Origin of the sequence: Pseudomonas sp. MNR3A, from assembly GCF_009650575.1 — a bacterium.
GTDB classification, from domain to species: domain Bacteria; phylum Pseudomonadota; class Gammaproteobacteria; order Pseudomonadales; family Pseudomonadaceae; genus Aquipseudomonas; species Aquipseudomonas machongensis.
In genome coordinates this window covers 156,257-182,326 of sequence record NZ_VZZS01000029.1, presented here as the reverse complement: position 1 = coordinate 182,326, position 26,070 = coordinate 156,257, and the positions used below count along the sequence as shown (strand labels likewise).

Annotated in this window: 20 protein-coding genes; 11 read left to right on the top strand and 9 right to left on the bottom strand. The window is 63.9% G+C overall.

Annotated features, from left to right (window positions below; all coding sequences use genetic code 11):
- Positions 1 to 123 precede the first annotated feature (123 nt).
- The 6 genes from F6X62_RS19980 to trmA all read left to right on the top strand — a co-directional run bounded on the left by F6X62_RS19980 (position 124) and on the right by trmA (position 9,970).
- Positions 124 to 1,794, top strand: coding sequence for a lactate permease LctP family transporter (locus F6X62_RS19980; RefSeq protein ID WP_054892631.1), 1,671 nt, complete (start codon positions 124 to 126; stop codon positions 1,792 to 1,794).
- Between the two features lie 63 nt (positions 1,795 to 1,857).
- Positions 1,858 to 3,003, top strand: a complete 1,146-nt coding sequence (lldD, locus tag F6X62_RS19975) for an FMN-dependent L-lactate dehydrogenase LldD (protein WP_153774497.1) — start codon at positions 1,858 to 1,860, stop codon at positions 3,001 to 3,003.
- Positions 3,004 to 3,077: 74 nt separating this feature from the next.
- A complete protein-coding gene (locus F6X62_RS19970; RefSeq protein ID WP_153774496.1) occupies positions 3,078 to 5,888 on the top strand; it encodes an FAD-binding and (Fe-S)-binding domain-containing protein in 2,811 nt (936 codons plus the stop codon).
- Between the two features lie 264 nt (positions 5,889 to 6,152).
- Complete coding sequence (locus tag F6X62_RS19965) at positions 6,153 to 7,376, top strand: MFS transporter (protein WP_063542712.1); 1,224 nt, start codon at positions 6,153 to 6,155, stop codon at positions 7,374 to 7,376.
- Positions 7,377 to 7,592: 216 nt separating this feature from the next.
- Positions 7,593 to 8,888: an NCS2 family permease gene (locus tag F6X62_RS19960; RefSeq protein ID WP_054892635.1), complete on the top strand. Its 1,296-nt coding sequence runs from the start codon at positions 7,593 to 7,595 to the stop codon at positions 8,886 to 8,888.
- Positions 8,885 to 9,970: a tRNA (uridine(54)-C5)-methyltransferase TrmA gene (gene trmA, locus F6X62_RS19955; protein WP_054892636.1), complete on the top strand. Its 1,086-nt coding sequence runs from the start codon at positions 8,885 to 8,887 to the stop codon at positions 9,968 to 9,970. The genes F6X62_RS19960 and trmA overlap by 4 nt, the downstream gene beginning before the upstream one ends.
- A gap of 42 nt (positions 9,971 to 10,012) precedes the next feature.
- Here trmA and pcaG read toward each other — a convergent pair whose 3' ends face one another.
- Together pcaG and pcaH are read right to left on the bottom strand one after the other, a co-directional pair.
- Positions 10,013 to 10,618, bottom strand: a complete 606-nt coding sequence (gene pcaG / locus F6X62_RS19950) for a protocatechuate 3,4-dioxygenase subunit alpha (RefSeq protein WP_065861563.1) — start codon at positions 10,616 to 10,618, stop codon at positions 10,013 to 10,015.
- Between the two features lie 11 nt (positions 10,619 to 10,629).
- A complete protein-coding gene (gene pcaH / locus F6X62_RS19945; RefSeq protein ID WP_063542708.1) occupies positions 10,630 to 11,349 on the bottom strand; it encodes a protocatechuate 3,4-dioxygenase subunit beta in 720 nt (239 codons plus the stop codon).
- Positions 11,350 to 11,591: 242 nt separating this feature from the next.
- On the opposite strand from pcaH, the gene F6X62_RS19940 reads away from it, so the two are divergent.
- The 3 genes from F6X62_RS19940 to F6X62_RS19930 all read left to right on the top strand — a co-directional run bounded on the left by F6X62_RS19940 (position 11,592) and on the right by F6X62_RS19930 (position 16,376).
- Positions 11,592 to 12,476: a neutral zinc metallopeptidase gene (locus F6X62_RS19940; protein ID WP_125930820.1), complete on the top strand. Its 885-nt coding sequence runs from the start codon at positions 11,592 to 11,594 to the stop codon at positions 12,474 to 12,476.
- Positions 12,477 to 12,665: 189 nt separating this feature from the next.
- Positions 12,666 to 14,585: a methyl-accepting chemotaxis protein gene (locus tag F6X62_RS19935; protein ID WP_153774495.1), complete on the top strand. Its 1,920-nt coding sequence runs from the start codon at positions 12,666 to 12,668 to the stop codon at positions 14,583 to 14,585.
- Between the two features lie 180 nt (positions 14,586 to 14,765).
- Positions 14,766 to 16,376: a methyl-accepting chemotaxis protein gene (locus F6X62_RS19930; protein ID WP_153774494.1), complete on the top strand. Its 1,611-nt coding sequence runs from the start codon at positions 14,766 to 14,768 to the stop codon at positions 16,374 to 16,376.
- A 50-nt stretch (positions 16,377 to 16,426) separates the two neighbouring features.
- Here F6X62_RS19930 and F6X62_RS19925 read toward each other — a convergent pair whose 3' ends face one another.
- The 4 genes from F6X62_RS19925 to F6X62_RS19910 all read right to left on the bottom strand — a co-directional run bounded on the left by F6X62_RS19925 (position 16,427) and on the right by F6X62_RS19910 (position 20,638).
- Entirely contained in the window at positions 16,427 to 17,164 is a 738-nt protein-coding gene (locus tag F6X62_RS19925; RefSeq protein WP_153774493.1) for a hypothetical protein, read from the bottom strand.
- Between the two features lie 128 nt (positions 17,165 to 17,292).
- Positions 17,293 to 18,960, bottom strand: coding sequence for a gamma-glutamyltransferase (ggt, locus tag F6X62_RS19920; RefSeq protein WP_125930824.1), 1,668 nt, complete (start codon positions 18,958 to 18,960; stop codon positions 17,293 to 17,295).
- Between the two features lie 117 nt (positions 18,961 to 19,077).
- Complete coding sequence (locus F6X62_RS19915) at positions 19,078 to 19,974, bottom strand: LysR family transcriptional regulator (RefSeq protein WP_153774492.1); 897 nt, start codon at positions 19,972 to 19,974, stop codon at positions 19,078 to 19,080.
- Between the two features lie 73 nt (positions 19,975 to 20,047).
- Positions 20,048 to 20,638, bottom strand: a complete 591-nt coding sequence (locus tag F6X62_RS19910; protein WP_063542698.1) for an NAD(P)H-dependent oxidoreductase — start codon at positions 20,636 to 20,638, stop codon at positions 20,048 to 20,050.
- 196 nt (positions 20,639 to 20,834) lie between these two features.
- Between F6X62_RS19910 and F6X62_RS19905 the strand changes: the two genes are divergently transcribed.
- The gene (locus F6X62_RS19905) at positions 20,835 to 21,149 is read left to right on the top strand and encodes a putative quinol monooxygenase (protein WP_065861559.1); all 315 of its coding nucleotides are present in this window, start codon (positions 20,835 to 20,837) and stop codon (positions 21,147 to 21,149) included.
- On the opposite strand, the gene F6X62_RS19900 is transcribed toward F6X62_RS19905, so the two are convergent.
- Positions 21,139 to 21,903: a sulfite exporter TauE/SafE family protein gene (locus F6X62_RS19900; protein ID WP_153774491.1), complete on the bottom strand. Its 765-nt coding sequence runs from the start codon at positions 21,901 to 21,903 to the stop codon at positions 21,139 to 21,141. The genes F6X62_RS19905 and F6X62_RS19900 overlap by 11 nt on opposite strands.
- A gap of 77 nt (positions 21,904 to 21,980) precedes the next feature.
- On the opposite strand from F6X62_RS19900, the gene F6X62_RS19895 reads away from it, so the two are divergent.
- Entirely contained in the window at positions 21,981 to 22,868 is an 888-nt protein-coding gene (locus tag F6X62_RS19895; RefSeq protein WP_153774490.1) for a LysR substrate-binding domain-containing protein, read from the top strand.
- Positions 22,869 to 23,223: 355 nt separating this feature from the next.
- Here F6X62_RS19895 and F6X62_RS19890 read toward each other — a convergent pair whose 3' ends face one another.
- Entirely contained in the window at positions 23,224 to 24,516 is a 1,293-nt protein-coding gene (locus tag F6X62_RS19890) for an OprD family porin (protein ID WP_153774489.1), read from the bottom strand.
- A gap of 135 nt (positions 24,517 to 24,651) precedes the next feature.
- Positions 24,652 to 25,965 carry an MFS transporter gene (locus F6X62_RS19885; RefSeq protein ID WP_063542688.1) on the bottom strand — a complete coding sequence of 438 codons (1,314 nt, stop codon included), beginning with the start codon at positions 25,963 to 25,965 and terminating at the stop codon, positions 24,652 to 24,654.
- Between the last annotated feature and the right edge of the window lie 105 nt (positions 25,966 to 26,070).

Here is a 26,070-nt window from a genome sequence, read left to right as displayed (position 1 = left end):
TTTGCTTGGGACAAATTGACACACCCCGTATCCGGCTTTTAACCTAGCGACCAGTCATTGTAAATTGGTCTTACCAATTATCCAATGCCAGTGCTGACCAACAACAATTAGGGGTCACCCCATATGCAAACCTGGCAACAACTCTACACACCGCTTGGTAGTCTCGGCCTGTCCGCACTGGCGGCGGTCATCCCCATCGTGTTCTTCTTCCTCGCCCTCGCCGTGTTCCGCCTCAAGGGCCACGTGGCAGGCAGCATTACCCTCGGTCTGTCAATCCTGGTGGCGATCTTCGCCTTCCAGATGCCTGTCGACATGGCCCTTGCCGCAGCAGGCTACGGCTTCCTCTATGGCCTCTGGCCGATTGCCTGGATCATCGTTGCCGCGGTGTTCCTGTACAAACTCACGGTCAAGAGCGGTCAGTTCGAAGTCATCCGCAGCTCGGTACTGTCGATCACCGACGACCAGCGCCTGCAGGTGCTGCTGATCGGCTTCTGCTTCGGTGCCTTCCTCGAAGGCGCAGCCGGCTTCGGCGCGCCCGTGGCCATCACCGCCGCACTGCTGGTGGGTCTGGGCTTCAACCCGCTGTATGCCGCGGGCCTGTGCCTCATCGCCAACACCGCGCCGGTCGCCTTCGGCGCCCTGGGCATCCCGATCATCGTCGCCGGGCAAGTGACCGGTATCGACGCCTTCCACATTGGCGCCATGACCGGCCGCCAGCTGCCGCTGCTGTCGCTGTTCGTGCCGTTCTGGCTGGTGTTCATGATGGATGGCCTGCGTGGCGTGAAAGAGACCTGGCCCGCCGCGCTGGTCGCCGGCCTGAGCTTCGCCGTGACCCAGTACTTCACGTCCAACTTCATCGGCCCTGAACTGCCGGACATCACCTCGGCTCTGGCCAGCCTGATCGCCCTGACCCTGTTCCTCAAGGTCTGGCAGCCCAAGCGCGCGTTCGCCGAGGCCAAGGGCAGCGTCGGTGCAGCCGTGGTCAGCAGTGGCGGCAGCCAGCCTTCGCCGTACAGCTTCGGCGAGATCTTCAAGGCCTGGTCGCCATTCCTGATTCTCACCGTGCTGGTGACCATCTGGACCCTCAAGCCCTTCAAGGCTGCGTTCGCGCCGGGCGGCGCGATGTACAACTTCGTGTTCAACTTCGCCATCCCGCACCTCGATCAACTGGTGATCAAGACTGCCCCGATTGTCACCGCACCGACCGCAATGCCGGCCGTGTTCAAGCTCGACCCGATCTCCGCCACCGGCACCGCGATCTTCCTGTCGGCACTGATCTCGATGTGGGTCCTGAAGATCAATGTCAAAACTGGTCTTACCACTTTCAAAGAGACCTTCTGGGAACTGCGCTGGCCGATCCTGTCGATCGGCATGGTGCTGGCCTTCGCCTTCGTCACCAACTACTCGGGCATGTCCTCGACCATGGCCCTGGTCCTGGCCGGCACCGGCGCGGCGTTCCCATTCTTCTCGCCGTTCCTGGGTTGGCTGGGCGTGTTCCTGACCGGATCCGACACGTCGTCCAACGCCCTGTTCAGCTCGCTGCAGGCCACCACTGCGCACCAGATCGGCGTCAGCGACACCTTGCTGGTCGCCGCCAACACCAGCGGCGGCGTGACCGGCAAGATGATCTCGCCGCAGTCGATCGCCGTGGCCTGCGCCGCTACCGGCCTGGTCGGCAAGGAGTCGGACCTGTTCCGCTTCACCGTCAAGCACAGCCTGTTCTTCGCGACCATCGTCGGCCTGATCACCCTGGTCCAGGCCTACTGGCTGACCGGTATGCTGGTTCATCACTAAAGTGACAGGGGCCGGGCGCGCGCATGTGCCCGGCAACCCACCCCACCCACGCTGCGAGAATCCATGATCATTTCAGCCTCCACCGACTATCGCGCCGCGGCCCAGCGCAAGCTGCCCCCCTTCCTGTTCCACTACGCCGACGGCGGCGCCTACGCCGAGCACACCCTGCGCCACAACGTCTCGGACCTGGCCAGCATCGCCCTGCGCCAGCGTGTCCTGAGAAACATGTCGGAGCTGAGCCTTCAGACCCGGCTGTTCGACGAAACCCTGAGCATGCCCGTGGCCCTGGCCCCGGTCGGTCTCACCGGCATGTACGCGCGCCGTGGCGAAGTGCAAGCGGCGCGCGCGGCGGCGGCGCACGGCATTCCCTTCACCATGTCCACGGTGTCGGTCTGCCCGATCGAGGAAGTGGCGCCGGCCATCGACCGGCCCATGTGGTTCCAGCTGTATGTCCTCAAGGACCGCGGCTTCATGCGCAACGCCCTGGAGCGTGCCAAGGCCGCCGGGGTGAAGACGCTGGTGTTCACCGTCGACATGCCCGTGCCCGGCGCCCGCTACCGCGACGCCCATTCCGGCATGAGTGGCGCCAACGGCCCGATGCGTCGTGTGTTGCAAGCCATGACCCACCCTCAATGGGCCTGGGACGTCGGCGTGATGGGACGCCCCCACGACCTGGGCAACATTTCCACCTATCGCGGCAACCCGACCGGCCTTGCCGACTACATCGGCTGGCTGGGCAACAATTTCGACCCGTCGATTTCCTGGAAGGACCTGGAGTGGATCCGCGAATTCTGGGACGGCCCGATGATCATCAAGGGCATCCTCGACGCCGATGACGCCCGCGACGCAGTGAAGTTCGGTGCCGACGGCATCGTCGTCTCCAACCACGGCGGCCGCCAGCTCGACGGCGTGCTGTCCAGCGCCCGCGCCCTGCCGGCCATCGCCGACGCGGTCAAGGGTGATTTGAAGATTCTCGCCGACTCGGGTATCCGCAGCGGCCTGGACGTGGTGCGCATGATCGCCCTGGGCGCCGACACGGTGCTGATCGGCCGCGCCTTCCTCTGGGCCCTGGCCGTGCATGGCCAGGCTGGGGTGAAGAACCTGCTGGAGCTGTTCGAGAAAGAAATGCGCGTGGCCATGGTGCTGACCGGCGCCAAGTCGATCGGCGAGATCAGCCGCGATTCACTGGTACGCGAGCTGGGCGCCTGAGCCCTTACGAAACAAACGCCTGATAGTCCGGGGCACGTCGCGCGCCAGACGCGCCGGCCCCGCGAGGAGATTGCATGAGCCTGCCCGCTGCGTTCCTGCGTGATGCCGAGCGCCTGATCCCTGCCGAACGCCGTTTCGACGACCCGACCTCGACCCTGGCCTTCGGCACCGACGCCAGTTTCTACCGGCTGATCCCCAAGCTGGTGGTGCGCGTCGAATCCGAGGACGAGGTGGTCGAGCTGATCCGCCTGGCCCAGCGTGAGCGCGTGCCGGTAACCTTCCGCGCTGCAGGCACCAGCCTCTCCGGGCAGGCCATCAGCGACTCGGTGCTGATCGTGCTGGGCGACAACTGGAACGGCCGCGAGATTCGCAACCAGGGCGAACAGATCCGCCTGCAGCCCGGGGTCATCGGTGCCCAGGCCAATGCCTGGCTGGCCCCCTACGGGCGCAAGATCGGACCTGATCCGGCGTCGATCAATGCCTGCAAGATCGGCGGTATCGTCGCCAACAATGCCAGCGGCATGTGCTGCGGTACCGCGCAGAACACCTATCACACCCTTGCTGGCCTGCGCCTGGTACTGGCCGACGGCACTCGCCTGGACAGTGAAGACCCGGCCAGCGTCGCCGCCTTCGAGCAGAGCCACGCCGCATTGCTCGAGGAACTTGCCCGCCTTGGCCGTGAGACTCGCGCCAACACCGAACTGGCCGACCGCATCCGCCACAAGTACAGGTTGAAGAACACCACCGGCCTCTCGCTCAACGCACTGGTGGACTACGACCAGCCGCTGGATATCCTCCAGCACCTGCTGGTCGGCTCAGAAGGCACCCTGGGTTTCATCAGCGCAGTCACCTATGACACCGTGCCTGACCACCCGCACAAGGCCAGCGCCCTGCTGGTGTTTCCCACTGTCGAAAGCTGCTGCCGGGCAGTGACCGTGCTCAAGCGCCAGCCCGTGTCGGCGGTCGAGCTGCTCGATCGCCGCAGCCTGCGCTCGGTGCAGGAGATGCCAGGCATGCCGGCCTGGGTGAAAGGCCTGTCGAACAACGCCTGCGCCCTGCTGATCGAGTCCCGCGCCGCCAGCCAGAGCCTGCTGCACGAACAACTGGCGCTGGTGATGGGGTCAATCGCCGAATTCCCGCTCGAGCAGAAGGTCGAGTTCAGCGAAGACCCGACGGTGTACAACCTGCTGTGGAAGATTCGCAAGGACACCTTCCCTGCCGTCGGCGCCGTGCGCCAGACCGGCACCACAGTGATCATCGAAGACGTGACCTTCCCGGTCGAACAACTGGCCGAGGGCGTCAACCGCCTGATCCAGCTGTTCGACAGGCATCGCTATGACGAGGCGATCATTTTCGGCCATGCACTGGAAGGCAACCTGCACTTCGTTTTCACCCAGGGCTTCAACAGCGCCGAGGAAGTCGCGCGTTACCAGGCCTTCATGGAGGACGTCGCGCAACTGGTGGCGGTGGAATTCGGCGGCTCGCTCAAGGCCGAGCACGGCACCGGACGCAACATGGCGCCCTTCGTCGAGCTGGAATGGGGCAACGACGCTTACCAATTGATGTGGGCACTCAAGCGCTTGCTCGACCCCAACGGCATCCTCAACCCGGATGTGGTGCTCAGCAACGATCCGGACGTCCACCTGAAAAACCTCAAGCCACTGCCGGCGGCCGACGAGATCGTCGACAAATGCATCGAGTGCGGTTTCTGCGAGCCGGTGTGCCCGTCCAAGGGGCTGACCCTCAGCCCACGCCAACGCATTGTCATGTGGCGCGATATCCAGGCCAAGCGTCGTGCCGGCCTCGACACCCGCGAGCTGCTGCAGACCTATCAATACCAGGGCATCGATACCTGCGCCGCTACCGGCCTGTGCGCCCAGCGTTGCCCGGTGGGGATCAATACCGGCGAACTGGTGAAAAAACTGCGCGGCCAGGCCGCCGATCACCTGAAGACTGCCGACTGGCTGGCCGAGCACTTCCACTCGGCCCTCAATGGCGCACGCCTGACCCTCGCCGCGGCCAACGGCGCACGCAAGCTGCTCGGTGCCCCACGCCTGGCGCGCCTAAGCAGTGGCCTGCGCAAGGTCAGCAACGGTCGCCTGCCGCAGTGGACAGCAGCCATGCCGCAACCGCTCAAACCGATCGACTTCGGCCCGGCAAGCCACGATGCACGACCCCGGGTGGTTTACCTTGCGGCCTGTGTGTCGCGTGTCATGGGTCCGGCCTATGGCGATCGCGAGCAGCGCTCGTTGCTGGACAAGACCCAGGCCCTGCTGGAAAAGGCCGGCTACCAGGTGATCTTCCCCGACAACGCCGACAGCCTCTGCTGTGGCCAGCCATTTGCTTCCAAGGGCTACGCCGAGCAGGCCGAGCACAAGCGCCAGGAACTGATCGCCGCCCTGCTGCATGCCAGCCGCGGCGGCCTCGATCCAATCTACTGCGACACCAGCCCCTGCACCTTGCGCCTGGTACAGGACCTGGGCGAAACCCGGCTGGACCTCTACGATCCGGTGCGCTTCATCCGCATGCATCTGCTCGACAAGCTGGAGTTCACTCCGCAGGAGGAACCTGTGGCCGTACATGTCACCTGCAGCACCCAGCACCTGGGCGAAAGCCAGGCGCTGATCGACCTCGCGCGGCGTTGCAGCAAGCAGGTGGTGATTCCCGAGGGTATCCACTGCTGTGGGTTCGCTGGCGACAAGGGCTTCACCACGCCAGAGCTCAATGCCCATTCCCTGCGCAGCCTGAAAGATGCGGTGCAGTACTGCAGCGAAGGGATTTCCACCAGCCGTACCTGCGAGATCGGGCTGTCGAGCCATAGTGGTATCGACTATCACGGATTGGTCTATCTGGTGGACCGGGTGACGCGCGCACGAGCTATCTGAGGTCTGCCCAATCCCTGTGTGTGCAACTGTCTTGTTCAAAATCTAAAGGTCAGCCCAATCCCCTGTGGGAGCGGCGGTTCGCCGCTGCGACTTGTCCCGCGAACACGGGCGTAGCCCGTGCCAGGCAGCGCGGTGTTTTTTTCGCGGGTAAACCCGCTCCTACAATTGAGCGGCTACCCAGGCGATTGACCCAGCAGCTAGCAACCATTTGTTACAAGTAAATGCTAATCTGCAGCCCCCTTCTTCCGCTGCCGTTGGCCCCCGATGTCTGAGTCCGCACCGTTGCTGTTGCGTCACCACCGTCCGTTCATCGCGTTCTGGCTTGCGCGGGTCTTCACCGCCAGTGGCTTCCAGATGCTCACCGTGGCCATCGGCTGGCACCTCTACCAGCTCACCGGCAACGTCCTGGACCTGGGCCTGGTCGGCCTGGTCGAATTCGCCCCACGGGTGCTGTTCATGCTGCACACCGGGCATGTCGCCGACCGCTACGACCGGCGCAAGGTCGCCGCCCTGTGCCAGTGCCTGCAAGGGCTCATCGCCCTGGCCCTGGCGCTGGGCAGTGCCACCGACAGCGTCACCCGTGAACTGATCTTCGTGCTGGCCTTCCTGCTCGGTGCCACCCGCTCCTTCGAGATGCCTGCGACCCAGGCACTGCTGCCCAACGTGGTGCCGCCGGGGCTGTTCCCGCGCGCCGTCGCTGCGTCGGCGTCGGCGACCCAGGCAGCGACCATCGTCGCCCCGGCGGTCGGCGGCCTGCTCTACGCTTTCGGCAGCATCTGGGTGTATGGCCCGACGGTATTGCTGTACGCCATTGCCTGCCTGCTGATGCTCAGCCTCGACTCGCGCCAGCAGACACCCCAGCGCGGCCGTGCCAGCCTGGAGTCGCTGCTGGCCGGCATCCGCTTCATTCGCAGTCGCCCGGACATCCTCGGCGCCATCTCGCTGGACCTGTTCGCCGTGCTGCTCGGCGGTGCCACGGCGCTGCTGCCGGTGTTCGCGAAGGATATCCTGCTCACCGGCGCCTGGGGCCTGGGTCTGCTGCGCTCGGCCCCGGCGGTAGGTGCCTTGTTGATGTCGCTGTGGCTGGCGCGCTTCCCGGTAGAACGCAAGGTCGGCCGGACCATGTTCACCGCCGTCGGCGTGTTCGGCGTGGCGACCATCGCCTTTGGTCTGTCGACCTCGTTCTGGTTCTCGCTGGCGGTGCTGGTGGTACTGGGCGCGGCAGACATGATCAGCATGGTTATCCGCAGCGCCTTCGTGCAACTGGAGACACCCGATGAAATGCGCGGCCGGGTCAGCGCGGTGAACGGGCTGTTCATCGGTGCCTCGAATCAGCTCGGCGAGTTCGAATCCGGGGTCACTGCGCACTGGTTTGGCACAGTTCCGGCGGTGGTACTGGGTGGTGTGGGCACGCTGGTGGTCACCGGCGTGTGGATGAAGCTGTTCCCGACCCTGGCCAACCGCGACCGCATGCACACTCCGCAATAGTCTTCATGGGGCTGCCTGGCAGCCCTTTCGCGGCACCAGGCCGCGCCGACAGTGGGCGCCACGCCACAAAGACCAACAGCCATAGGCCCCCGCCCCCCATGCTGGTATGATGCGCGGCTTTTTTCCGCCCCCACAAAACCACGGCAACCGGTACGGTCTGTGCTTTGCTGATGGGGTCGAATACATTCACGGCGCCGCGGCGCCATGGGAGCAGGCATGCTGGAAAGGCTGTTTCAACTAAAAGCACACAACACCAACGTGCGCACCGAGATCCTCGCGGGCGTCACCACCTTCCTGGCGATGGCCTACATCCTGTTCGTCAACCCGAGCATCCTCGGCGAAACCGGCATGGACAAGGGCGCGATCTTCGTCGCCACGTGCCTTGCCGCCGCCATCGGCTCGGTCACCATGGGCCTGATCGCCAACTATCCGATCGCCCTCGCCCCGGGCATGGGCCTGAACGCCTTCTTCACCTACACCGTGGTCCTGCACATGGGCCACACCTGGCAGGTGGCACTGGGTGCGGTATTCCTCTCGGCGGTGCTGTTCTTCCTGCTGTCGATCTTCCGCATCCGTGAGTGGATCGTGAACAGCATCCCGCTGCCGCTGCGCTCGGCGATCGCCGCCGGTATCGGCCTGTTCCTGGCACTCATCGCCCTGCACAATGCGGGCATCGTCGTCGATAACCCAGCCACCCTGGTCGGCCTGGGCGACCTCAAGCAGCCTGCACCGATCCTTGCCACCCTCGGCTTCTTCCTCATCGTCGGCCTCGAGTCGCTGAAAGTGCGCGGCGCCGTGCTGATCGGCATCCTCGCCGTGACGGTGGTGTCGATCCTGGTGGGTGCCAGCCAATTCGGCGGCATCGTTTCCATGCCGCCATCGCTGGCCCCGACCTTCCTGCAACTGGACATCAAGGGCGCGCTGGACGTCGGGCTGATCAGCGTGATCTTCGCCTTCCTGTTCGTCGACCTGTTCGACAACTCCGGCACCCTGATCGGCGTGGCCAAGCGCGCCGGCCTGATGGGCAAGGACGGCCACATGCCGAAGATGGGCCGTGCGCTGATCGCTGACAGCACCGCAGCCATGGCCGGCTCGCTGCTGGGCACCTCGACCACCACCAGCTATATCGAATCGGCTGCCGGCGTAAGTGCCGGCGGACGCACCGGCCTGACCGCCATCGTGGTAGCCGTGCTGTTCCTGCTGGCGCTGTTCTTCGCGCCGCTGGCCGGTAGCGTGCCGGCCTACGCCACCGCGCCGGCACTGCTGTTCGTTGCCGTGCTGATGGCCTCGGGCCTGGCCGAGATCAACTGGGACGACGTCACCGAGGCCGCGCCGGTAGTGGTCACCGCCCTGGCCATGCCGTTGACCTATTCGATCGCCAACGGCATCGCCTTCGGCTTCATCGCCTGGACCGCCATCAAGCTGATCTCCGGTCGTCATCGCGACCTGAACCCGGCCCTGGTGATCCTGTCCATTCTGTTCGTCATCAAGCTGGGCTGGTTCAACGCATGAGTGCCGTCTTCGACCCTTCGCAATACACGACCCAACTGCAGGCCAAGGTCGAGCGCCTGCGCGAGCTGCTGGCGCCCTTCGATGCACCGCAACCTGCCGTGTTCGAGTCGCCGCGCGAGCACTATCGCCTGCGCGCAGAGTTCCGTCTGTGGCGCGAAGAGGGTCAACGCCACTACGCGATGTTCGCCCCGGGCGAGAAGCACAAGGCAATTCTGATCGACGACTTCCCCATCGCCAGCCAGCGCATCAATGAACTGATGCCCCGTCTCAAGGCCGCCTGGCAGGGCAACGAAGACCTGAGCAATCGTCTGTTCCAGGTCGAGTTCCTGACCACACTGGCCGGCGATGCCATGGTCACCCTGTGCTATCACCGCCCGCTCGACGAGGCCTGGGAAGCTGCCGCGCAGCAACTGGCCGCACAACTGGGCGTCAGCGTGATCGGTCGTTCCAAAGGCAAGCGCGTGGTGATCGGCCGTGACTATGCCGTGGAGAAGCTCGACATCGCCGGCCGCACCTTCAGCTACCGCCAGCCTGAGGGCGCCTTCACCCAGCCCAACGGTGCAGTGAACCAGAAGATGCTGGGCTGGGCCTGCGAGGCGATGGGCGAGCGCAGCGACGACCTGCTGGAGCTGTACTGCGGCAACGGCAACTTCACCCTGCCCCTGGCCACCCGCGCGCGCCAGGTGCTGGCCACCGAGATCAGCAAGACCTCGGTCAACGCCGCCCTGCACAACCTCGACGAAAACGGCATCGACAACGTGCGCCTCGTACGCCTGTCGGCCGAGGAACTGACCGAGGCGCTGAACGAGGTCCGCCCATTCCGTCGCCTGGAAGGCATCGACCTGAAAAGCTACGACTTCGGCACCGTGTTCGTCGACCCGCCACGCGCCGGCATGGACCCGGACACCTGCGAGCTGACCCGGCGTTTCGAGCGGATCCTGTACATCTCCTGCAACCCCGAGACGCTGGCGCAGAACATCGCTCAATTGCACGATACCCACCGTATCGAACGCTGCGCGCTGTTCGATCAGTTCCCCTACACCCACCACATGGAAAGCGGGGTCCTGCTGGTGCGGCGCTGATCGATGGATTGCCGGGGCCACCTGACAGGCCCCGGCATTCGTTCAGAAGTCGAAGAACACCGTCTCCCCTTCCCCTTGAATACGGATATCGAAGCGATACGCCGTCTTCCCGTCCACCTCGCAACGCTTGGCGATCAGCGTCTCGCGCCGCTGCGGCTGCTCGATCAGGTTGAGCACCGGACACTTGGCGTTGGCCTCGGCCTCGTCATCGAAATACAAACGGGTGTGCAGGTGGATGTTGATCCCCCGGGCGAACAGGCTGATGTTGATGTGCGGTGCCATCGGCACCCCGGCAGCATTGTTCACCACGCCTGGCTTGACCGTGTGCAAGGTCCATTCACCTGCATCGAAGGTGGTGGCGGTCCGGCCGAAGCTGTTGAAGGTGTTCTCCAGGTTGAACATGTCCTGGTAGTGGCCGTTGGCGTCGGCCTGCCACACCTCGAGGAAGGAATCACGCACCAGATGGCCATTGCCATCGTACACCTGGCCGATCAGCAGGATGTGCTCGCCCGGAGCCTCCGGGCGGGCCAGGCGGTTCCAGATTTCCTGGTCGCGGGTCGGGTTACCGGCAGCTTCCAGGGCCAGGCCGATGTGCACATAGGGGCCGGCGGTCTGCGAGGGGGTCTCCGGCAGCAGTTCGATAGGCATGACGGGTCTCCTCAGCGATTCTCGAAGTGGGTCTGGCGCTGGCCACGCAGCACGATGTCGAAGCGATAGGCCAGGCAGTCCATCGGGTTGGCGTGGCTCATGTCGAGCCGGGCGATCAGGCGCTGCACCGCGTCCGGGTTGGCGATCGACTTGACGATCGGGCACATCGGAATCAGCGGATCACCTTCGAAATACAGTTGGGTGATCAGCTTGGTGGCAATCGAAGGGCCGCTGATGGAGAAGTGGATGTGCGCCGGACGCCAGTCGTTGGGGCCGTTGCGCCAGGGATAGGGGCCGGGCTTGATGGTGCGGAAGCTGTAGTAGCCGTCACGGTCGGTCAGGCAGCGACCGACGCCACCGAAGTTGGGATCGAGCGGGGCCAGGTAGCGGTCGTTCTTGTGGCGGTAGCGACCACCGGCGTTGGCCTGCCACATCTCCACCAGGGTATTGGGCACCGGCTTGCCGTACTGGTCGACGACCCGCCCGGCAACGATGATGCGCTCACCGATCGGCAGGCCACCGTTGTTGAAGTTCAGCAACAGGTCATGGTCATGCTCGCCGAAGCGCAGGTGGGAAAAATCAGGGCCGGTGCTTTCGCTGACCGACTGGGCAATACTCACCAGCGCCTGGCGCGGCGAGCGGGCGATGGATGTCTTGTAATCAGGCGTGAGGGCCTTGGGGTGCCAGTTGCGATCACGGATCACGAAGCGGCTGGTGTCCTGAGCGGGCATGCCGTTTTCCTCTCTTGGAATTGTTCGAACCACCTGTGCGTGGCAGGCGGACTCGCAGTTTCCGGCAGGTCGCGCAGGGCGAAAACTGAAAACATGGGCGCCAGACATAACCATTTGGTTATGCAACTTTTCGTCAGACCACCTGATCTGAAGCGCTGGACTATTCTGGATGGACTGCGGTGCTGGCTGCGCAGAGCCCACGGCCCTTCAACCAGGCACGACCTTCACAGCGGAGAACTTCTATGGATTGGCGAAAAGGCCGACGCAGCGACAATGTGGTGGATGCACGCGGCGAAGGCGGTGGCGGCGGGATGCGCTTCGGCGGTGGCAAGGGCCTGGGGCTGGGTGCCGTGCTGCTGATCATCGGCATCGGCTGGATCACCGGCCAGGATCCGCTGCAGATCCTCGGCCAGCTCGCCGGCCAGATGGAGCAACAGCAGGCAGCGCCCAGCGGTGCTGGCGGCAAGGCACCGCCGGCCAATGATCAACAGGCCGAGTTCGTCGCCTCGATCCTGGGCGACACCGAAGATACCTGGAAGGCCCTGTTCGCCCAGGCCGGCAAGCAATACCGCGACCCCAAGCTGGTGCTGTTCAGCGGCCAGGTCAACTCCGCGTGCGGCTTCGCCTCCTCGGCGGTCGGCCCCTTCTATTGCCCGGCTGATCAGCGGGTGTACCTGGACATGTCGTTCTTCCGCGAAATGGAAACCCGCTTCGCTGCCGCCGGCGACTTCGCCCAGGCCTACGTGATCGCCCACGAGATTGGCCACCACGTACAGACCCTGCTCGGCGTCTCGGCCAAGGTCGATGCCGCACGCCGCAGCGGCCAGCGCCTGGAGGGCGACAATGGCCTGCTGGTACGCCAGGAACTGCAGGCGGACTGCCTGGCCGGTGTCTGGGCCTACCAGGCTCAGAAACGTCTCAACTGGCTGGAGCCCGGCGATGTCGAAGAGGCACTCAACGCCGCCAACGCCATCGGCGACGACCGCCTCCAGCAACAGGGTCAAGGGCGCGTGGTGCCCGACTCCTTCACCCATGGCACCTCGGCGCAGCGGGTACGCTGGTTCAAGGCTGGCTTCGGCAGTGGCGATCTCAACCGCTGCGATACTTTCAACGCACGCAACCTGTAACGCCCTGCTGCAACGGGCGTTGCAGAGCCTCTCCAGAACGCAATACGACCAATGGGTCATTTTTCTGCTGATAAACGTTTCAGCCGCAGCCGATTCGGCCGATAACCCCGTGGACCCATCAGCTGGCCCCTACAAGAACAACGCCCGGCGACGTGAGATTTTGCAAGACACATTTTCTGGAGAGCGTGCATGAACAGATGGTTTGCCGACAAGAGCGTGAACCTCAAACTCGGGCTGGGCTTCGGCCTGGTCCTGGTATTGACCGGCCTGCTGGCCCTGGCCAGTTGGACCAGCCTGGGCAGCCTCATCAATCGCAGCAACTGGATGAGCGACATTACCCGCCTCAACACTGACCTGACCAATCTGCGCGTGGCGCGCCTGCAATACATGATCGCCAACGGCGACGACGCCGCCGCCGCCAACACGCTGGCGAAGCTGGAAACCTTCAGCGCCCAGCAGCAGCACCTGGAAAGCACCTTCAAGAGCCCCGAGAACCTCAAGCTGCTGCGTGAGCTGGGCAAGATCATCGCCGACTATCGCATCTCGCTCGACAAGATGCGCGCAGGCTACAAGATCACCCTTGCGGCCCGTGAAACCCTCGACCAGAACGCGACCAAGGCGATCCAGTTGATCGAAACGATCAGCAAGGATGTCCTGGCCCGTGACGAAAGCGATGCGACCCGCCTGCAGCAGTACCTGGTGATCAGCAAGGCCCGCCAGCAACTTACCCAGTTGCGCCTGGACGTACGCAGCTATGTCGCGGCGCCAAGCGACGTCGCCGAGCAAGCGGTGCTGCGCCAACTGCAGCAGACCTTCACCGAGATCGACGGCCTCAAGCGCCAGCTGACCAGCGATGGCGCTGCCATCGAGCAGTTCGAAGGCGCAGTGCGTGCCTATGGCGAGTCGGTTCGCCAGCTCAGCGCCTCGACAGCCCAGATCGCTGTGTCCCGCCAGGAAATGACCGTGCAGGGCGGCGACATCGTCAAGCTCAGCGACGACCTGTACAAGATCCAGCTCGAACGCCGTGACATCGAAAGTGCCGAGGCCCGCACCCTGCAGATCGGCGCGACGCTGCTGGCTCTGCTCATCGGCGTACTCGCCGCCGTGATCATCACCCGCCAGATCACTCGCCCGCTGCGCGAGACCCTCGCCGTGGTGGAGAAGATCGCCGGTGGCGACCTGACCCACAACCTGCAGGTCACCCGCCGCGACGAACTGGGCGTGCTGCAGCAAGGCATTGCGCGCATGGGTACGACCCTGCGTGACCTCATCAGCGGCATCCGTGACGGCGTTACCCAGATCGCCAGTGCGGCCGAGGAGCTGTCGGCGGTGACCGAGCAGACCAGCGCCGGTGTCAACAGCCAGAAGGTCGAGACCGACCAGGTCGCCACCGCCATGCACGAAATGGCCGCCACCGTGCAGGAAGTCGCGCGCAACGCCGAACAGGCGTCGCTTGCAGCAACCAACGCCGACGGCGAAGCCCGTGCCGGTGACAAAGTGGTGGGCGAGGCGATCAACCAGATCGAGCGCCTGGCCGCCGAGGTCAACCGCTCCACCGAAGCGATGAATCTGCTGCAACAGGAAAGCCAGAAGATCGGCAGTGTCATGGACGTGATCAAGTCGGTGGCCGAGCAGACCAACCTGTTGGCGCTCAATGCCGCCATCGAAGCGGCTCGTGCCGGTGAGGCGGGACGTGGGTTCGCCGTGGTCGCCGACGAAGTGCGTGGCCTGGCGCAGCGCACGCAGAAGTCCACCGAAGAGATCGAAGAGCTGGTCGCCAGCCTGCAGAACGGCACACAGCAGGTGGCCAACGCCATGCTCGGCAGCCGCACCCTGACCGACAGCAGCGTGGAACTGGCACGCAAGGCCGGCGCGTCGCTGGAGAACATCACCAGTACCGTGTCGGGCATCCAATCGATGAACCAGCAAATCGCCGCCGCCGCAGAGCAGCAGAGTGCCGTGGCCGAAGAGATCAGCCGCAGCATCCTCAACGTACGCGATGTGTCCGAGCAGACCGCCGCCGCGAGCGACGAGACAGCCGCCTCCAGCGTCGAGCTGGCGCGCCTGGGTGGACAGTTGCAAACCCTGGTCAGCCATTTCCGCGTCTGACCACGCCTTCCGGGGCCGCGTCGCGGCCCCAATCCTTCCCCCAAAAAATCTGCTGAACGGCGTTTCAGCTCCTGCAAACATTGCCGATATCTCTTCTGCGGCAACGGAGGGCCCATCACAAAAACAAATGCCGAGTGACGGGACATCCCGCGAGCAGGCGCTTTCCCCCGGGGAACCTCCATGAGCAACTGGTTTGCCAACATCAGCGTCAAACTCAAACTGATGCTGGGCTTCGGCCTGGTCCTTCTACTCACCACTGCACTGGCCTTGACCGGCTGGAACAGCCTGGAAAACCTCGTCGCACGCAGCAACTCGATGGGGCAGATCACCCAATTCAACACGCACCTGAACAACCTGCGCGTGGCGCGTCTGCAATACATGCTCGCCGATGGCGACGAGAGCGCCGCCGCCACCGTGCTGGCCCGCCTGGACACCTTCGAACAGCACAAGCAGGAACTGCTCGCCAGCTTCGACCATCCCCAGAGCCTGCAACTGCTGCGCGAACAGGCCACCTACATCGACCAGTACCGCGCCTCGCTGGACAAGATGCGCCAGGGCTACCGCACCATCGCCAGCAAACCCGACGCCGAGCAGCCGGTACGCGACGCCCGGGCGGCGATCGCCACGGCACGCCAGGAAATGATCGAGGAGCAGGCGCAGATCACCAAGCGCAGCGACGAGCTGTACAAGATCGAACTTGGCAGACGCGACGTCGATACCGCCCAGGCGCGCAACCTGCAACTGGGCGTGGCGCTGCTGGCGCTGGTGTTCGGCCTGCTCGGCGCCGTGGTCATCACCCGCCAGATCACCCGCCCCTTGCAGGAAACCCTCGAGGTGGTGAAGAAGATCGCCGAAGGCGACCTCACCCAGCGCCTGGAAATCACCCGGCATGACGAACTCGGTGCCCTGCAGCAGGGCATCGCGGGCATGGGCGACACCCTGCGCGCACTGATCACCGGTATCCGCGACGGCGTGACCCAGATCGCCAGCGCCGCCGAGGAACTGTCGGCGGTGACCGAGCAGACCAGTGCCGGGGTCAACAATCAGAAGGTCGAGACCGACCAGGTCGCCACCGCCATGCACGAGATGACGGCGACCGTACAGGAGGTCGCACGCAATGCCGAGCAGGCATCCCAGGCCGCCACCCAGGCCGACGGCGAGGCCCGTGCCGGCGACAGGGTGGTGAACGAGGCCATCGGCCAGATCGAACGCCTGGCCGCTGAAGTACAGCACTCCACCGAGGCGATGAACCTGCTGCAACAGGAAAGCCAGAAGATCGGCAGCGTCATGGACGTGATCAAGTCGGTGGCCCAGCAGACCAACCTGCTGGCACTGAATGCCGCCATCGAAGCGGCGCGTGCCGGTGAAGCCGGGCGCGGCTTTGCGGTGGTCGCCGATGAGGTCCGTGCCCTGGCCCAGCGCACGCAGAAATCCACCGAAGAGATCGAAGAGCTGGTCGCCAGCCTGCAAAACGGCACCCAGCGCGTGGCCACCGCCATGCAAGGCAGCAGCGGGCTGACCGACAGCAGCGTGGAACTGGCACGCAAGGCGGGCACCTCATTGGCCAGCATCACCCGTACCGTGTCGGGGATCCAGGCGATGAACCAGCAGATCGCAGCGGCAGCCGAGCAGCAGAGCGCCGTGGCCGACGAAATCGGCCGCAGCATCATGAATGTGCGCGATGTGTCGGAGCAAACGGCGGCAGCCAGCGAGGAAACAGCAGCGTCAAGCGTGGAGCTGGCGCGGTTGGGCGGGCAGTTGCAGACGATGGTCAGCCACTTCCGCGTCTGAGTCATGAACGGTGCCGTGCCATGGCCCCGGTCATACTGTGGCAGGGTGGTTCACCAGTTATCGTACTCTCGCAGCTCCGAGAACACCCTGTCGCCTGCCACTTTGCTCAGGCTGTAGGCAAACCAACCGCGAGGTGATTTCCGACGATTGAACCAAGGCGTGATGTCGTGCCTGAAATCAGCACCTGACGCAGGCAGAGGAAGATTGCGCTCCACCTCTAGCCCCAATGCATCGTCATAGCAGCTGATCTCCAGCTTGCCGCCGAAGGTCAGACCCACTGCCGGAATGAAGAACACACGCCTCCCGGCCTCCTGCAAAATGCGTGGCCGCACAAAGGCTGGAGTGCGAACGTCAGCCGTCTCGCGAATGCGAGACTCCATACGCACGCGACGTGGATTCGAGACAGCAATCACGCAGGGAGTGCGCTCGATACGGTAGCTGCAATGGGCGCTTTTACCCTGGCAACTGATCATCATGTTCGCCGGGAAAGGGACGAGGACCAGGCCATCTTGCAGATGGCTGGCCTGAATCACGACGGCGGGCAACTCATACAACCAGCCAGAAAAGATCGAGACGACGACCTTGTCACCAACGCTCATATGAGTGGTGGGGACACGAACGTTCAAGTTGTTGTGACGCTGGGCATGCACAAAAGCGTAGTCATACCAGGTCCGCGAGGCATTTCCAGGATAGCCAGGATGAGGGCGACTGCCCTCTAGCGTCGGCGCTTCGAGGTGGCATACGCCGGGCGGCAGCACTAGAAACTTCAAGGGTTGGGACACGCTCATCACGAAATCTCCACTGGCGAACAGACTAGGGTCGCCTGAGTTATAGAGAACGTGAGCAGGTCCAACAACTGACAGAAATCACAGGTATGCAAAGGGGCGAGCACAAGATGCCCTCGCCCCTTGTCAGGTTAGCGAACGATCAACCCCACCCCGCGCCCGCGCGGATCGGAAGCGGTCTCGAGCTTGTCGCCGGTGACCCGGATCGCCTGGATATCACCCATCTCCCAGCCTTGATCCTCGAGCACATAGCCCATTTTCTTCAGATCCTCCGCCACCTGTCCCTTGAGCGGTGCATAACTGTCGAAATAGATGGTGTCCTTGGGCAGCAACTGATGGTGCACGCGCTGGGCGGCCACGGCTTTTTCCAGCGGCATGCCATAGTCGTACAGGTTGTTCATCACCTGGAAGATCGAGGTGAAGATCCGCGAACCACCGGGCGTACCGACCACCAGGGTCAGCTTGCCGTCGCGGGTGACCAGGCTGGGGCTCATGGACGAGAGCATGCGCTTGCCCGGCTCGATGGCGTTGGCATCCCCACCCACCACGCCAAAGGCGTTGGCCGCTCCCGGCTTGGCGCTGAAATCGTCCATCTCGTCGTTGAGCAGGAAGCCCGCGCCCTTGACCACCACGCCGCTGCCATAGTCGAGGTTCAGGGTATAGGTGTTGCTCACCGCATTACCCTGCTTGTCGACAATGGAGAAGTGCGTGGTCTGGTGCGGCTCCAGGCCCGGCTTGACCTTGTCGGTGTCGGAGATCGCATTGGGGTTGACCTGCGCCGCGCGCTTGGCGAGGTAGTCCTTGGCCACCAGCTCCTTGACCGGCACCTTGGTGAAGGCCGGGTCGCCCAGGTAGTCGGCGCGGTCGGCGAACACGCGCTTCTCGATCTCGGCCAGCAGGTGGATGTACTTCGCCGAGTTGTGCTCGACCCCTTTGAAGTCGGCTGCGCGGTCTTCCTTGATGCCCAACAGCTGGGCCAGAGCGACGCCACCAGAGCTTGGCGGTGGCGCGGTATAGACCACATTGCCACGCCAGTCGATGGCGATCGGATCGCGCCACACGGCCTTGTAGTCCTTCAGGTCTTCCTTGGTGATCAGGCCCTTGTCGGCCTGCATCTGCGCCACCAGCAGGTCAGCGGTCTTGCCCTGATAGAACTCGCTGACGCCCTTGTCGGCGATGCGCTCCAAGGTCTTGGCCAGCTCGGGTTGCTTGAACAGCTCACCGACCTTCATGTTGCCGAAGTAGTCATTGAAGTTGGTAGCAGTCTTGAACAGGCCCTGGGCATCGTCGCGATATTGGTATTGCTTCTGCGCGATCTTGAAGCCGTTCTGCGCGTAGCCGATGGCCGGGGTGAGCAGCTCGCTCCACTTGAGCTTGCCGAACTTCTGGTGCGCCTCCCACAGGCCCATCACCGTGCCGGGCACGCCAGCAGCGCGCACGCCAACCAGGCTGAGGTTTTCGATGACCTCGCCCTTGTCGTCCAGGTACATGTTGCGCGTGGCGGCCTTGGGCGCGACTTCACGGTAGTCGAGGAAGTACGGCTTGCCGTCGACGAACAGGGTCATGAACCCACCGCCGCCGATGTTGCCGGCTTCCGGGTAGGTGACCGCCAGGGTGAAGGCGGTGGCGACCGCAGCATCCACCGCGTTACCGCCCTTCTTGAGAATGTCGGCGGCTACCTGTGCGCCATATTGATCGGGCGCCGCCACCGCGCCACCTTCGAGTGTCACGGCATAGGCGGAAGAACAGCTCAGGATCGCGGCCCCGAGGGCCAGGGACTGGAACATGACGATACGCATGACACTTCCTTGGTGTTGTTTTTGTCGAGCACTCATTTAAGGCTCAACCGTTGCGACTAAGCAAACGGCACACAGGAAGGGAGGCGTCTTTGGGCAAATCTGTCGCGTTCAGGTAACTCAGCAGGCGTACATCGATAGCTTGCGCTGGATGAAGTCGAGGAAGCACTGGATGCGCAGCGCCAGTTGAGTATTGCGGTAGTAGACCGCGTGGATCGGCTGGCGATAGCCGTTGTTGGCCTCGGCCAGCACCACCTGCAGGCGGCCAGCGCGAATGTCTTCGTGGGTCATGAAATGCGACAGGCTGACGATGCCCTCACCGGCCAATGCCAGCTGGCGCAGGGTCTCGCCGCTGGAGGCGAGGATCGCCGGGCGGATCGGCCAGCGATCGCCCTGAGCATGGCGCAACGGCCACTGATTGAGCGTTTCAGGTGCGCTGAATCCCAGCAGGCAGTGCGCACTGAGGTCTTCGACCTTCTGCGGTGTGCCGCGCCGGGCCAGGTAATCCGGGCTGGCGAGCACCTGCACGGGGCTGCACCCCAGCGATCGGGCGTGCAGGCTGGAATCGGCCAGTTCACCGATGCGAATGGCCACGTCGGTGCTCTGCTCCAGCAGGTCGATGATCAGGTCGTCGGTATTGAGCTCGAGCTCGATGCCGGGGTACTGGCGGCGAAACTCGCAGATCCACGGCAGGATGGCATGCAGCATGAACGGTGCCGCGGCGTTGATCCGCAAACGCCCGGACGGGGTCTGGCGATTCATCGACAGGCGCTCCTCCATGTCGTCCATCTGCTCGAGGATGGCCCGCGAACGCTCGAGGAAGAAACGCCCTTCCTCGGTCAAGTCCATGCGCCGGGTGGTGCGGTTGACCAGCGTGGTCCCAAGCTTGCCCTCCAGGCGCGACAGGGTACGACTCACCGCCGACGGGGTCTGGCCCATCTGCTCGGCGGCGGCGGAGATCGAACCGCAGTCGATGACGGCGACGAATACCTGGAGTTCTTCGGATCGGGTTTTCACGCGGCGGCCTTGAGCTTGGGGTAGTGCTGATTGATAGCTGCTGGGCGATAACGGCGCAAGTGGCGCCGCGTCATCACTCGGCCTTGCCGAACACCTTGGCCAGGTGCGCTTCATACGCTGCCAGTGCTGCTGGCACATCCGGGCGCTTCATCACATCTACCGCCAGGAAGGTCGGCAGGCCGGTCATGCCAAGGAACTGATTGGCCTTGTGGAACGGGAAGTACACCGCATCCACACCTTTGCCTTCGAAGAAGTCGGTCGGATCGTCGAAGGCCTGCTGCGGTGCGTTCCAAGTCAATGAGAGCATGTACTGCTTGCCCTGGATCAGGCCGCCGCTGCCGTACTTCTGCGAGGCATCGGAACGGGTGCGGCCATCGTTGGCGTACAGGCTGCCATGGCCTTCGGTGAAGACATCATCGATGTACTTCTTCACAGTCCAGGGCGCGCCCATCCACCAACCTGGCATCTGATAGATGACCACGTCCGCCCAGAGGAATTTCTGCACCTCCTCCTTGACGTCATAGCCACCGTCGATGAAGGTCTGCTGCACATCGAAACCGGCGCGGTCCAGATAGGCCAGGGCGGCCTCGTGCAGGGTGCGGTTCAGGCGGCCGTCGGAATGAGCGAACTGTTTGCCGCCGTTGAGCAGAAGAATCTTTTTCATGGTGAGCCTCGCGGGTCTGGGTCGGTCCGAGGCAAGTTCGCCTGCCGACCGAGTCAAAAGTGATGGCGGCAGATTAGGCAGTCGCGAGCACAGGAAAAAGCCGGGTGGCGGCAAAATACATTTGCCTTCAAGTCACGAATAGACATCTGATTATTGCAGTACAATCTGCTCACTTTCCCCCGCACAGGCCATCGCCATGAGTGAGCAGTTCGCTTTCATCCTCAAAGCCAAGACCCGTCCTGAAAAGGCCGAAGCCTTCGAAACCCTGTTCCGCGCCTACGTCGAACCGAGCCGCCAGGAGCCCGGCTGCATCGAGTACCACATGCTGCGTGACAAGGAAGATCCGAGCCTGTTCGTGTTCTACGAGGTCTGGGCCGACAAGGCCGCCCTCGACGTGCACTCGGCGCTGCCGCACATGGCTGCGTTCTTCGAGAAGCGCATGGACTATCTGGAGCGCGACTTCGATATCCAGATGATCGAGATGCTCAGCCCGTCTTCCGCTAGCCGTTGATCAACAGGTGCCCGCCAAGCAGCGCCAGGCCGATGAAAAAGCAGCGCTTGAACAGCGCGGCGCTGATGCGCTGACGCAGCCAGGTGCCGGCGAACATGCCGAGCAGGGCGGGCACCAGCATCAGCAATGACGCACCCAGGGCCGGGCCGTCGAGCGCATCCTGCCCGGCCAGGCCAAGCGCCAGTGCGAAGGTCGAGACCGTGAACGACAGCCCCATCGCCTGGACCAGCTCATCGCGATTCAGCCCCAGGCCCTGCAGGTAGGGCACACCGGGCATCACGAACACCCCGGTCGCTGCCGTCACCACACCGGTCAGCAGGCCGCACAGCGGCCCCAGCCACGATTCCCATTGCGGCGCGACCCGCAAACCCGGCCCCACCAGCCCATACAACGCATACACCAGCAGTGCCCCGCCGAGCGCATGCGCCGCCCATGGGCCGCTGTCGATGCCAAGCCACAGGCTACCCAGCAGCGTACCCACGACGATCATCATCAACATGCCGCCCAGGCGCTTGAGCAGCCCGCGCAGGTGCCCGCCAGAGGCGAGCTGCCACAGGTTGGTGAGGGTAGAGGGCACGATCAGCAGCGCCGCTGCCTGCGCCGGAGGCATAGCCAGCCCGAGCATGCCCATGGCGATGGTCGGCATTCCCAGACCGATCACCCCCTTGACCGCACCGGCCAGGGCGAAGGTAAAGATAACCAGCAGCGAAAGCGCCAGCCCCATGTCTTGATACAACGCGATAAAGGTATTCATGACGCCATCCTGCACCCTCGGCGATGGGCTGAAAATCTGCCATATACTCAGCCAGACTCTTGCCAGGACAGAGGCACATGCATTTCGACCTGATCGACCTCGGCCTTTTCCGCCACACGCTCGAATGCGGCAACATCACCGCCGGTGCCCGCCGCAGCCATCTTTCGCTGCCTGCGGCCAGTGCGCGGATCCGCGCCATGGAAACCTCGCTGGGTATTGCCTTGCTCGAACGCAACCGCCGAGGGGTGCAGCCAACGCCTGCGGGCCAGGCGCTGTTGCAGCATGCGCGGCTGATCGCCCAGCAGGTCGAGCGGTTGCAGTACGACCTCGGCCAATATGCCCAAGGCCAACAGGGGCAGGTGCGCCTGCTGTGCAATACCGCGGCGCTGACCGAGTACCTGCCGGAGTTGCTGGCTGCATACCTGGTGGCGTTTCCGGGCGTCAGCGTCGACGTGCAGGAGCAACCGAGCCTGCGCATCGTACAGGCGATCACCCAGGGGACTGCGGACCTGGGCATCATTTCCACGGCGGCACCGAGCGAGCACCTGCAGGTGCGGCCGTTTCGCGAAGACCCGCTGGTGCTGATCATGCCCCACGGGCATCCGCTGGCTGGGCTCTCGGCGCCACGTTTCGTCGACAGCCTCGTGCATGGCCATGTGGGGCTGGGTGCGGACAGCGCACTTGCCTTGCACCTCGAAGAACAGGCACTGCGCCTCGGGCGGCGCATGCAGGTACGGGTACGGGCCGAAGGTTTTGACGGTGTGATCCGCATGGTAGCCGGGGGTGCCGGGGTCGGCGTGGTGCCGTTGGCCTCGGTGAGACGCTGGGAGGGGGTGCTGCCCTTGCGCTGGGTGGCGCTGGAGGAAGACTGGGCCAATCGTCGGCTGCAACTGTGCGCCCGGGATTTTGCCGGGTTGCCGGGGTATGCGGCGGCGCTGGTCGAGCGGCTTGGGCTTGAGGAGTGAGTTAGTCTGGGAGCGGCGGTTCGGCTCCCCGACTTGACCCACGAATAAGATAACGCGCTGCATGGCACCGGCTTCGCCGGTGATCGCGGGACAAGCCCGCTCCCACAGGGATTGGGCTGGTCTTTAGATTTTGAGCAAGACAGTTGCCACTACAAGAGCTCCGCAACTTCTGAATACTGCGGTGTTAATTGTGGGAGCGGGCTTGTCCCGCGATCACCGGCGTAGCCGGTGCCATGCAGCGCGTCGTCTGCCTCGCGGGACAAGTCGGGGCGCCGAGCCCTCGCTCCCACAGGGGGAGCGGTTCTGCCTTGCGACTTGCCCGCGAAAAGGCCCGTACTGACTCAGCACACCCCGATCAGAACAACTTCACCGTATAGCTCAGGATCAACCGGTTCTCATCGATATCGGTCCGGTAGTTGGACCGCGCCATGACATTGCGAACCCGCACCCCCAGCCCGGCCAGCGGCCCGCTCTGCACCACATACGCCAGGTCCAGATCGCGCTCCCGGTCACGCCCTTCGAAGCCAAGCCCGGTGTCCACATCCCCGCCCTTCACATAGCGCAGGGTAGAGGTCAGGCCGGGAATGCCCAGGGCCACGAAGTTATAGTCATGGCGCACCTGCCACGAACGTTCCCCCGGCGCCGAGAACTCGTAGGTTGGCAGCGTGTTGCCCATCGGGTTGGTGTTGGCTCCGACCTGGATGAAGCCATCCTTGCCGCCGATCTGCTGGTAGCCCACATAGAAGGTATGCCCGCCAGTCTTGGCCGAGAACAGGCTGAACAAGGCATGGTTGTCGTAGTCACCGGCAATCTTGCGGCCGTCCTCGCGAGCGTCGAAGTACCCAGCATTGACACCCAGCGTCCAGTCGCCCACCGGCTCGGCGTGCTTGAAGCTGTAGAAGCGCTGCTGGTAGATATCCTCCAGTTGCGCCTGCCACACCCCGACGCTGGTGCGGTTGTCGTTGAAAGCATAGTCGGCGCCGACGTAGTTGAAGCGGTCGCTGGTGAAGCGCGCCAGCCGCGACGGGTTGATCGGGTCGTTGACCAGCGCGTACATCTTCTGGCTGTTGGACGAGTCGCGCAGGCTGGTGGAGCGGAACTGGCCGGCGTTCAAGGTCAACCCGGCGATCTCGCGGGACTCGAGCATCGCCCCCTGATACGTTGGCGGCAGCAGGCGCAAGTCGCTGAACAACAGCACTGGCAGGTTGGGCATCAGCTCACCGACCTTGAGCTCGGTCTGCGACACCTTGAACTTGATCGCCGCACCCAGGCGGCTGTACTCGTCCGCCGACTTGCCGCTGGCAAGGCTCGGCAGCAGGCCCGACTTCGAATGTTCCGGGCTGCTGTCGAGCTTGAAGCCGAGCAGCCCGGTCACATCGAGGCCGACACCCACCGTCCCCTGTGTATAACCGGAGCTGGCATTGAGGATGAACCCCTGCGCCCATTCCTGGGTACGGGACTGGGTGCTGGTACCCTTGATATCCGCATAGTCGCGGCTGAAAAAGTAATTGCGCGCCTGCAAGGTGGCGCGGGCGCCTTCGATGAAACCGCTGTCTTCGGCAGAGGCATCGAGGCACAGCGCTGCGGCGACGCAGCCACCGGCCAGTCGGGTAGCCGATGAAAAACGCTGGGAAATCTGTACGTGCATGGGGAGCGACTCCTGGATTCGGGCAACAGCGATCCACCGCGGCAGCCTGAAGGCCGCCGACGTGCGGATGGCGTGATGAAGGGATCAGGCGGGCGCCAGGCCCGCCGGGCTACTGTTGCGAGAAGCGGTCGACCACTAGCGGTTGACCAGCTTCGCGGGCAGCGCGATCACCAGGAAGCAGCTCAGGATCAGGCAGCCGGCGAACACCCACAATGCCGCATGGGAGGTACCGGTGAGATCGGTCACGATGCCCATCAGCGAGTTGCTCACCAGGCCCGCGATATTGGCCAGCGAGCAAGCCAGGGCGAAACCGGTGGCCGCGGCGGTACCCTTGAGGAAGGTCGCCGGCAGGCTGAAGAACACCGGCACCGCACCGATGATCGCCGCCGAGGCGATGGCGAACAGCGCCACGGTCATCACCAGGTTCTGGCTGAACAGGGTGCTGCTGGCCATGGCGATGGCGCCGATGATGAACGGCACGATGATGTGCCAGCGACGCTCGCGATGACGGTCGGAACTGGCGCCGATCATCAGCATGCCGAGTAGCGCGGCCAGGCTCGGAATCGCAGTGAGCAGGCCGATGTGGAAGGTGTCGCTGACGCCTGCATCGCGGATGAAGGTCGGCATCCAGAACCCCATGGCATAGGCACTGAGCAGGATCGAGAAATCGATGCCGCCGAGCATCCATACCTTCAGGTTGAAGAAGCCATCGCGGAAGCTGTGCTTGCTGCCCTTGCCCTCGGCATCGTCCGCAGCCAGGTCGCTGGCCAGTTGCGCCTTGTCATCGTCGGACAGCCATTTGGCCTGGTGGAAATTGTTCGGCAGGGCCCAGAAGGTCAGGATACCGAGCAGCACGCTGGGGATCGCCTCGAGCAGGAACAGCCACTGCCAGCCATGCAGGCCGTGGACCTGGTCGAAGTGCCCCATGATCCAGCCAGAGATCGGCCCGCCGATCACGCTCGACAGCGGCAAGCCGATCATGAACAGCGCGATGATGCGCCCACGCCGGTAGGTCGGATACCACATGGTCAGGTAGTACAGCACGCCCGGGAGAAAGCCCGCCTCGGCGGCCCCGAGCAGAAAACGCAGGATATAGAACTGGGTGGTGGTGGACACGAACATGGTGCAGGCCGACAGCAGGCCCCAGGTGATCATGATCCGGGCAATCCAGAGCTTGGCACCGACGCGCTCCAGGATCAGGTTGCTCGGCACCTCGAAGATGATGTAGCCGACGAAGAACAGCCCGGCCCCCAGGCCGTAGGCTGCGGTACTGAACTGCAGGTCTTCGAGCATCTGCAGCTTGGCGAAGCCGACATTGATACGGTCCAGATAGGCCGCGAGATAGCAGAAGCACAGGAAGGGAATCAGCCTCCATGTGATCTTGCGGTAGAGCGCTTGTGTGCCTTGGTCGGTTGCACTGTGAACCGCGGTTGCATTCGCAATTGGCATTTCTTGTCTCCTGGCGGCGACTTTGTGGTTGTTTTTAGGCCAGCAGTTTTCGACGCTCCAAGAGCGCCGCACACTACAGGCGGCTGTCCAGGGCAGCGTCACAAG

Excerpts from the sequence above, each read along its gene's own strand:
- F6X62_RS19905 (WP_065861559.1), top strand. The coding sequence starts at position 20,835 with ATGAGTGAGCAGTTCGCTTTCATCCTCAAAGCCAAGACCCGTCCTGAA.
- pcaG (WP_065861563.1), bottom strand. The coding sequence starts at position 10,618 with ATGCCTATCGAACTGCTGCCGGAGACCCCCTCGCAGACCGCCGGCCCC.
- F6X62_RS19900 (WP_153774491.1), bottom strand. The coding sequence starts at position 21,903 with ATGAATACCTTTATCGCGTTGTATCAAGACATGGGGCTGGCGCTTTCG.
- F6X62_RS19895 (WP_153774490.1), top strand. The coding sequence starts at position 21,981 with ATGCATTTCGACCTGATCGACCTCGGCCTTTTCCGCCACACGCTCGAA.
- F6X62_RS19970 (WP_153774496.1), top strand. The coding sequence starts at position 3,078 with ATGAGCCTGCCCGCTGCGTTCCTGCGTGATGCCGAGCGCCTGATCCCT.
- F6X62_RS19885 (WP_063542688.1), bottom strand. The coding sequence starts at position 25,965 with ATGCCAATTGCGAATGCAACCGCGGTTCACAGTGCAACCGACCAAGGC.
- F6X62_RS19925 (WP_153774493.1), bottom strand. The coding sequence starts at position 17,164 with ATGAGCGTGTCCCAACCCTTGAAGTTTCTAGTGCTGCCGCCCGGCGTA.
- trmA (WP_054892636.1), top strand. The coding sequence starts at position 8,885 with ATGAGTGCCGTCTTCGACCCTTCGCAATACACGACCCAACTGCAGGCC.
- F6X62_RS19890 (WP_153774489.1), bottom strand. The coding sequence starts at position 24,516 with ATGCACGTACAGATTTCCCAGCGTTTTTCATCGGCTACCCGACTGGCC.
- lldD (WP_153774497.1), top strand. The coding sequence starts at position 1,858 with ATGATCATTTCAGCCTCCACCGACTATCGCGCCGCGGCCCAGCGCAAG.
- F6X62_RS19930 (WP_153774494.1), top strand. The coding sequence starts at position 14,766 with ATGAGCAACTGGTTTGCCAACATCAGCGTCAAACTCAAACTGATGCTG.
- F6X62_RS19965 (WP_063542712.1), top strand. The coding sequence starts at position 6,153 with ATGTCTGAGTCCGCACCGTTGCTGTTGCGTCACCACCGTCCGTTCATC.
- pcaH (WP_063542708.1), bottom strand. The coding sequence starts at position 11,349 with ATGCCCGCTCAGGACACCAGCCGCTTCGTGATCCGTGATCGCAACTGG.
- F6X62_RS19980 (WP_054892631.1), top strand. The coding sequence starts at position 124 with ATGCAAACCTGGCAACAACTCTACACACCGCTTGGTAGTCTCGGCCTG.
- F6X62_RS19910 (WP_063542698.1), bottom strand. The coding sequence starts at position 20,638 with ATGAAAAAGATTCTTCTGCTCAACGGCGGCAAACAGTTCGCTCATTCC.
- F6X62_RS19940 (WP_125930820.1), top strand. The coding sequence starts at position 11,592 with ATGGATTGGCGAAAAGGCCGACGCAGCGACAATGTGGTGGATGCACGC.
- ggt (WP_125930824.1), bottom strand. The coding sequence starts at position 18,960 with ATGCGTATCGTCATGTTCCAGTCCCTGGCCCTCGGGGCCGCGATCCTG.
- F6X62_RS19960 (WP_054892635.1), top strand. The coding sequence starts at position 7,593 with ATGCTGGAAAGGCTGTTTCAACTAAAAGCACACAACACCAACGTGCGC.
- F6X62_RS19935 (WP_153774495.1), top strand. The coding sequence starts at position 12,666 with ATGAACAGATGGTTTGCCGACAAGAGCGTGAACCTCAAACTCGGGCTG.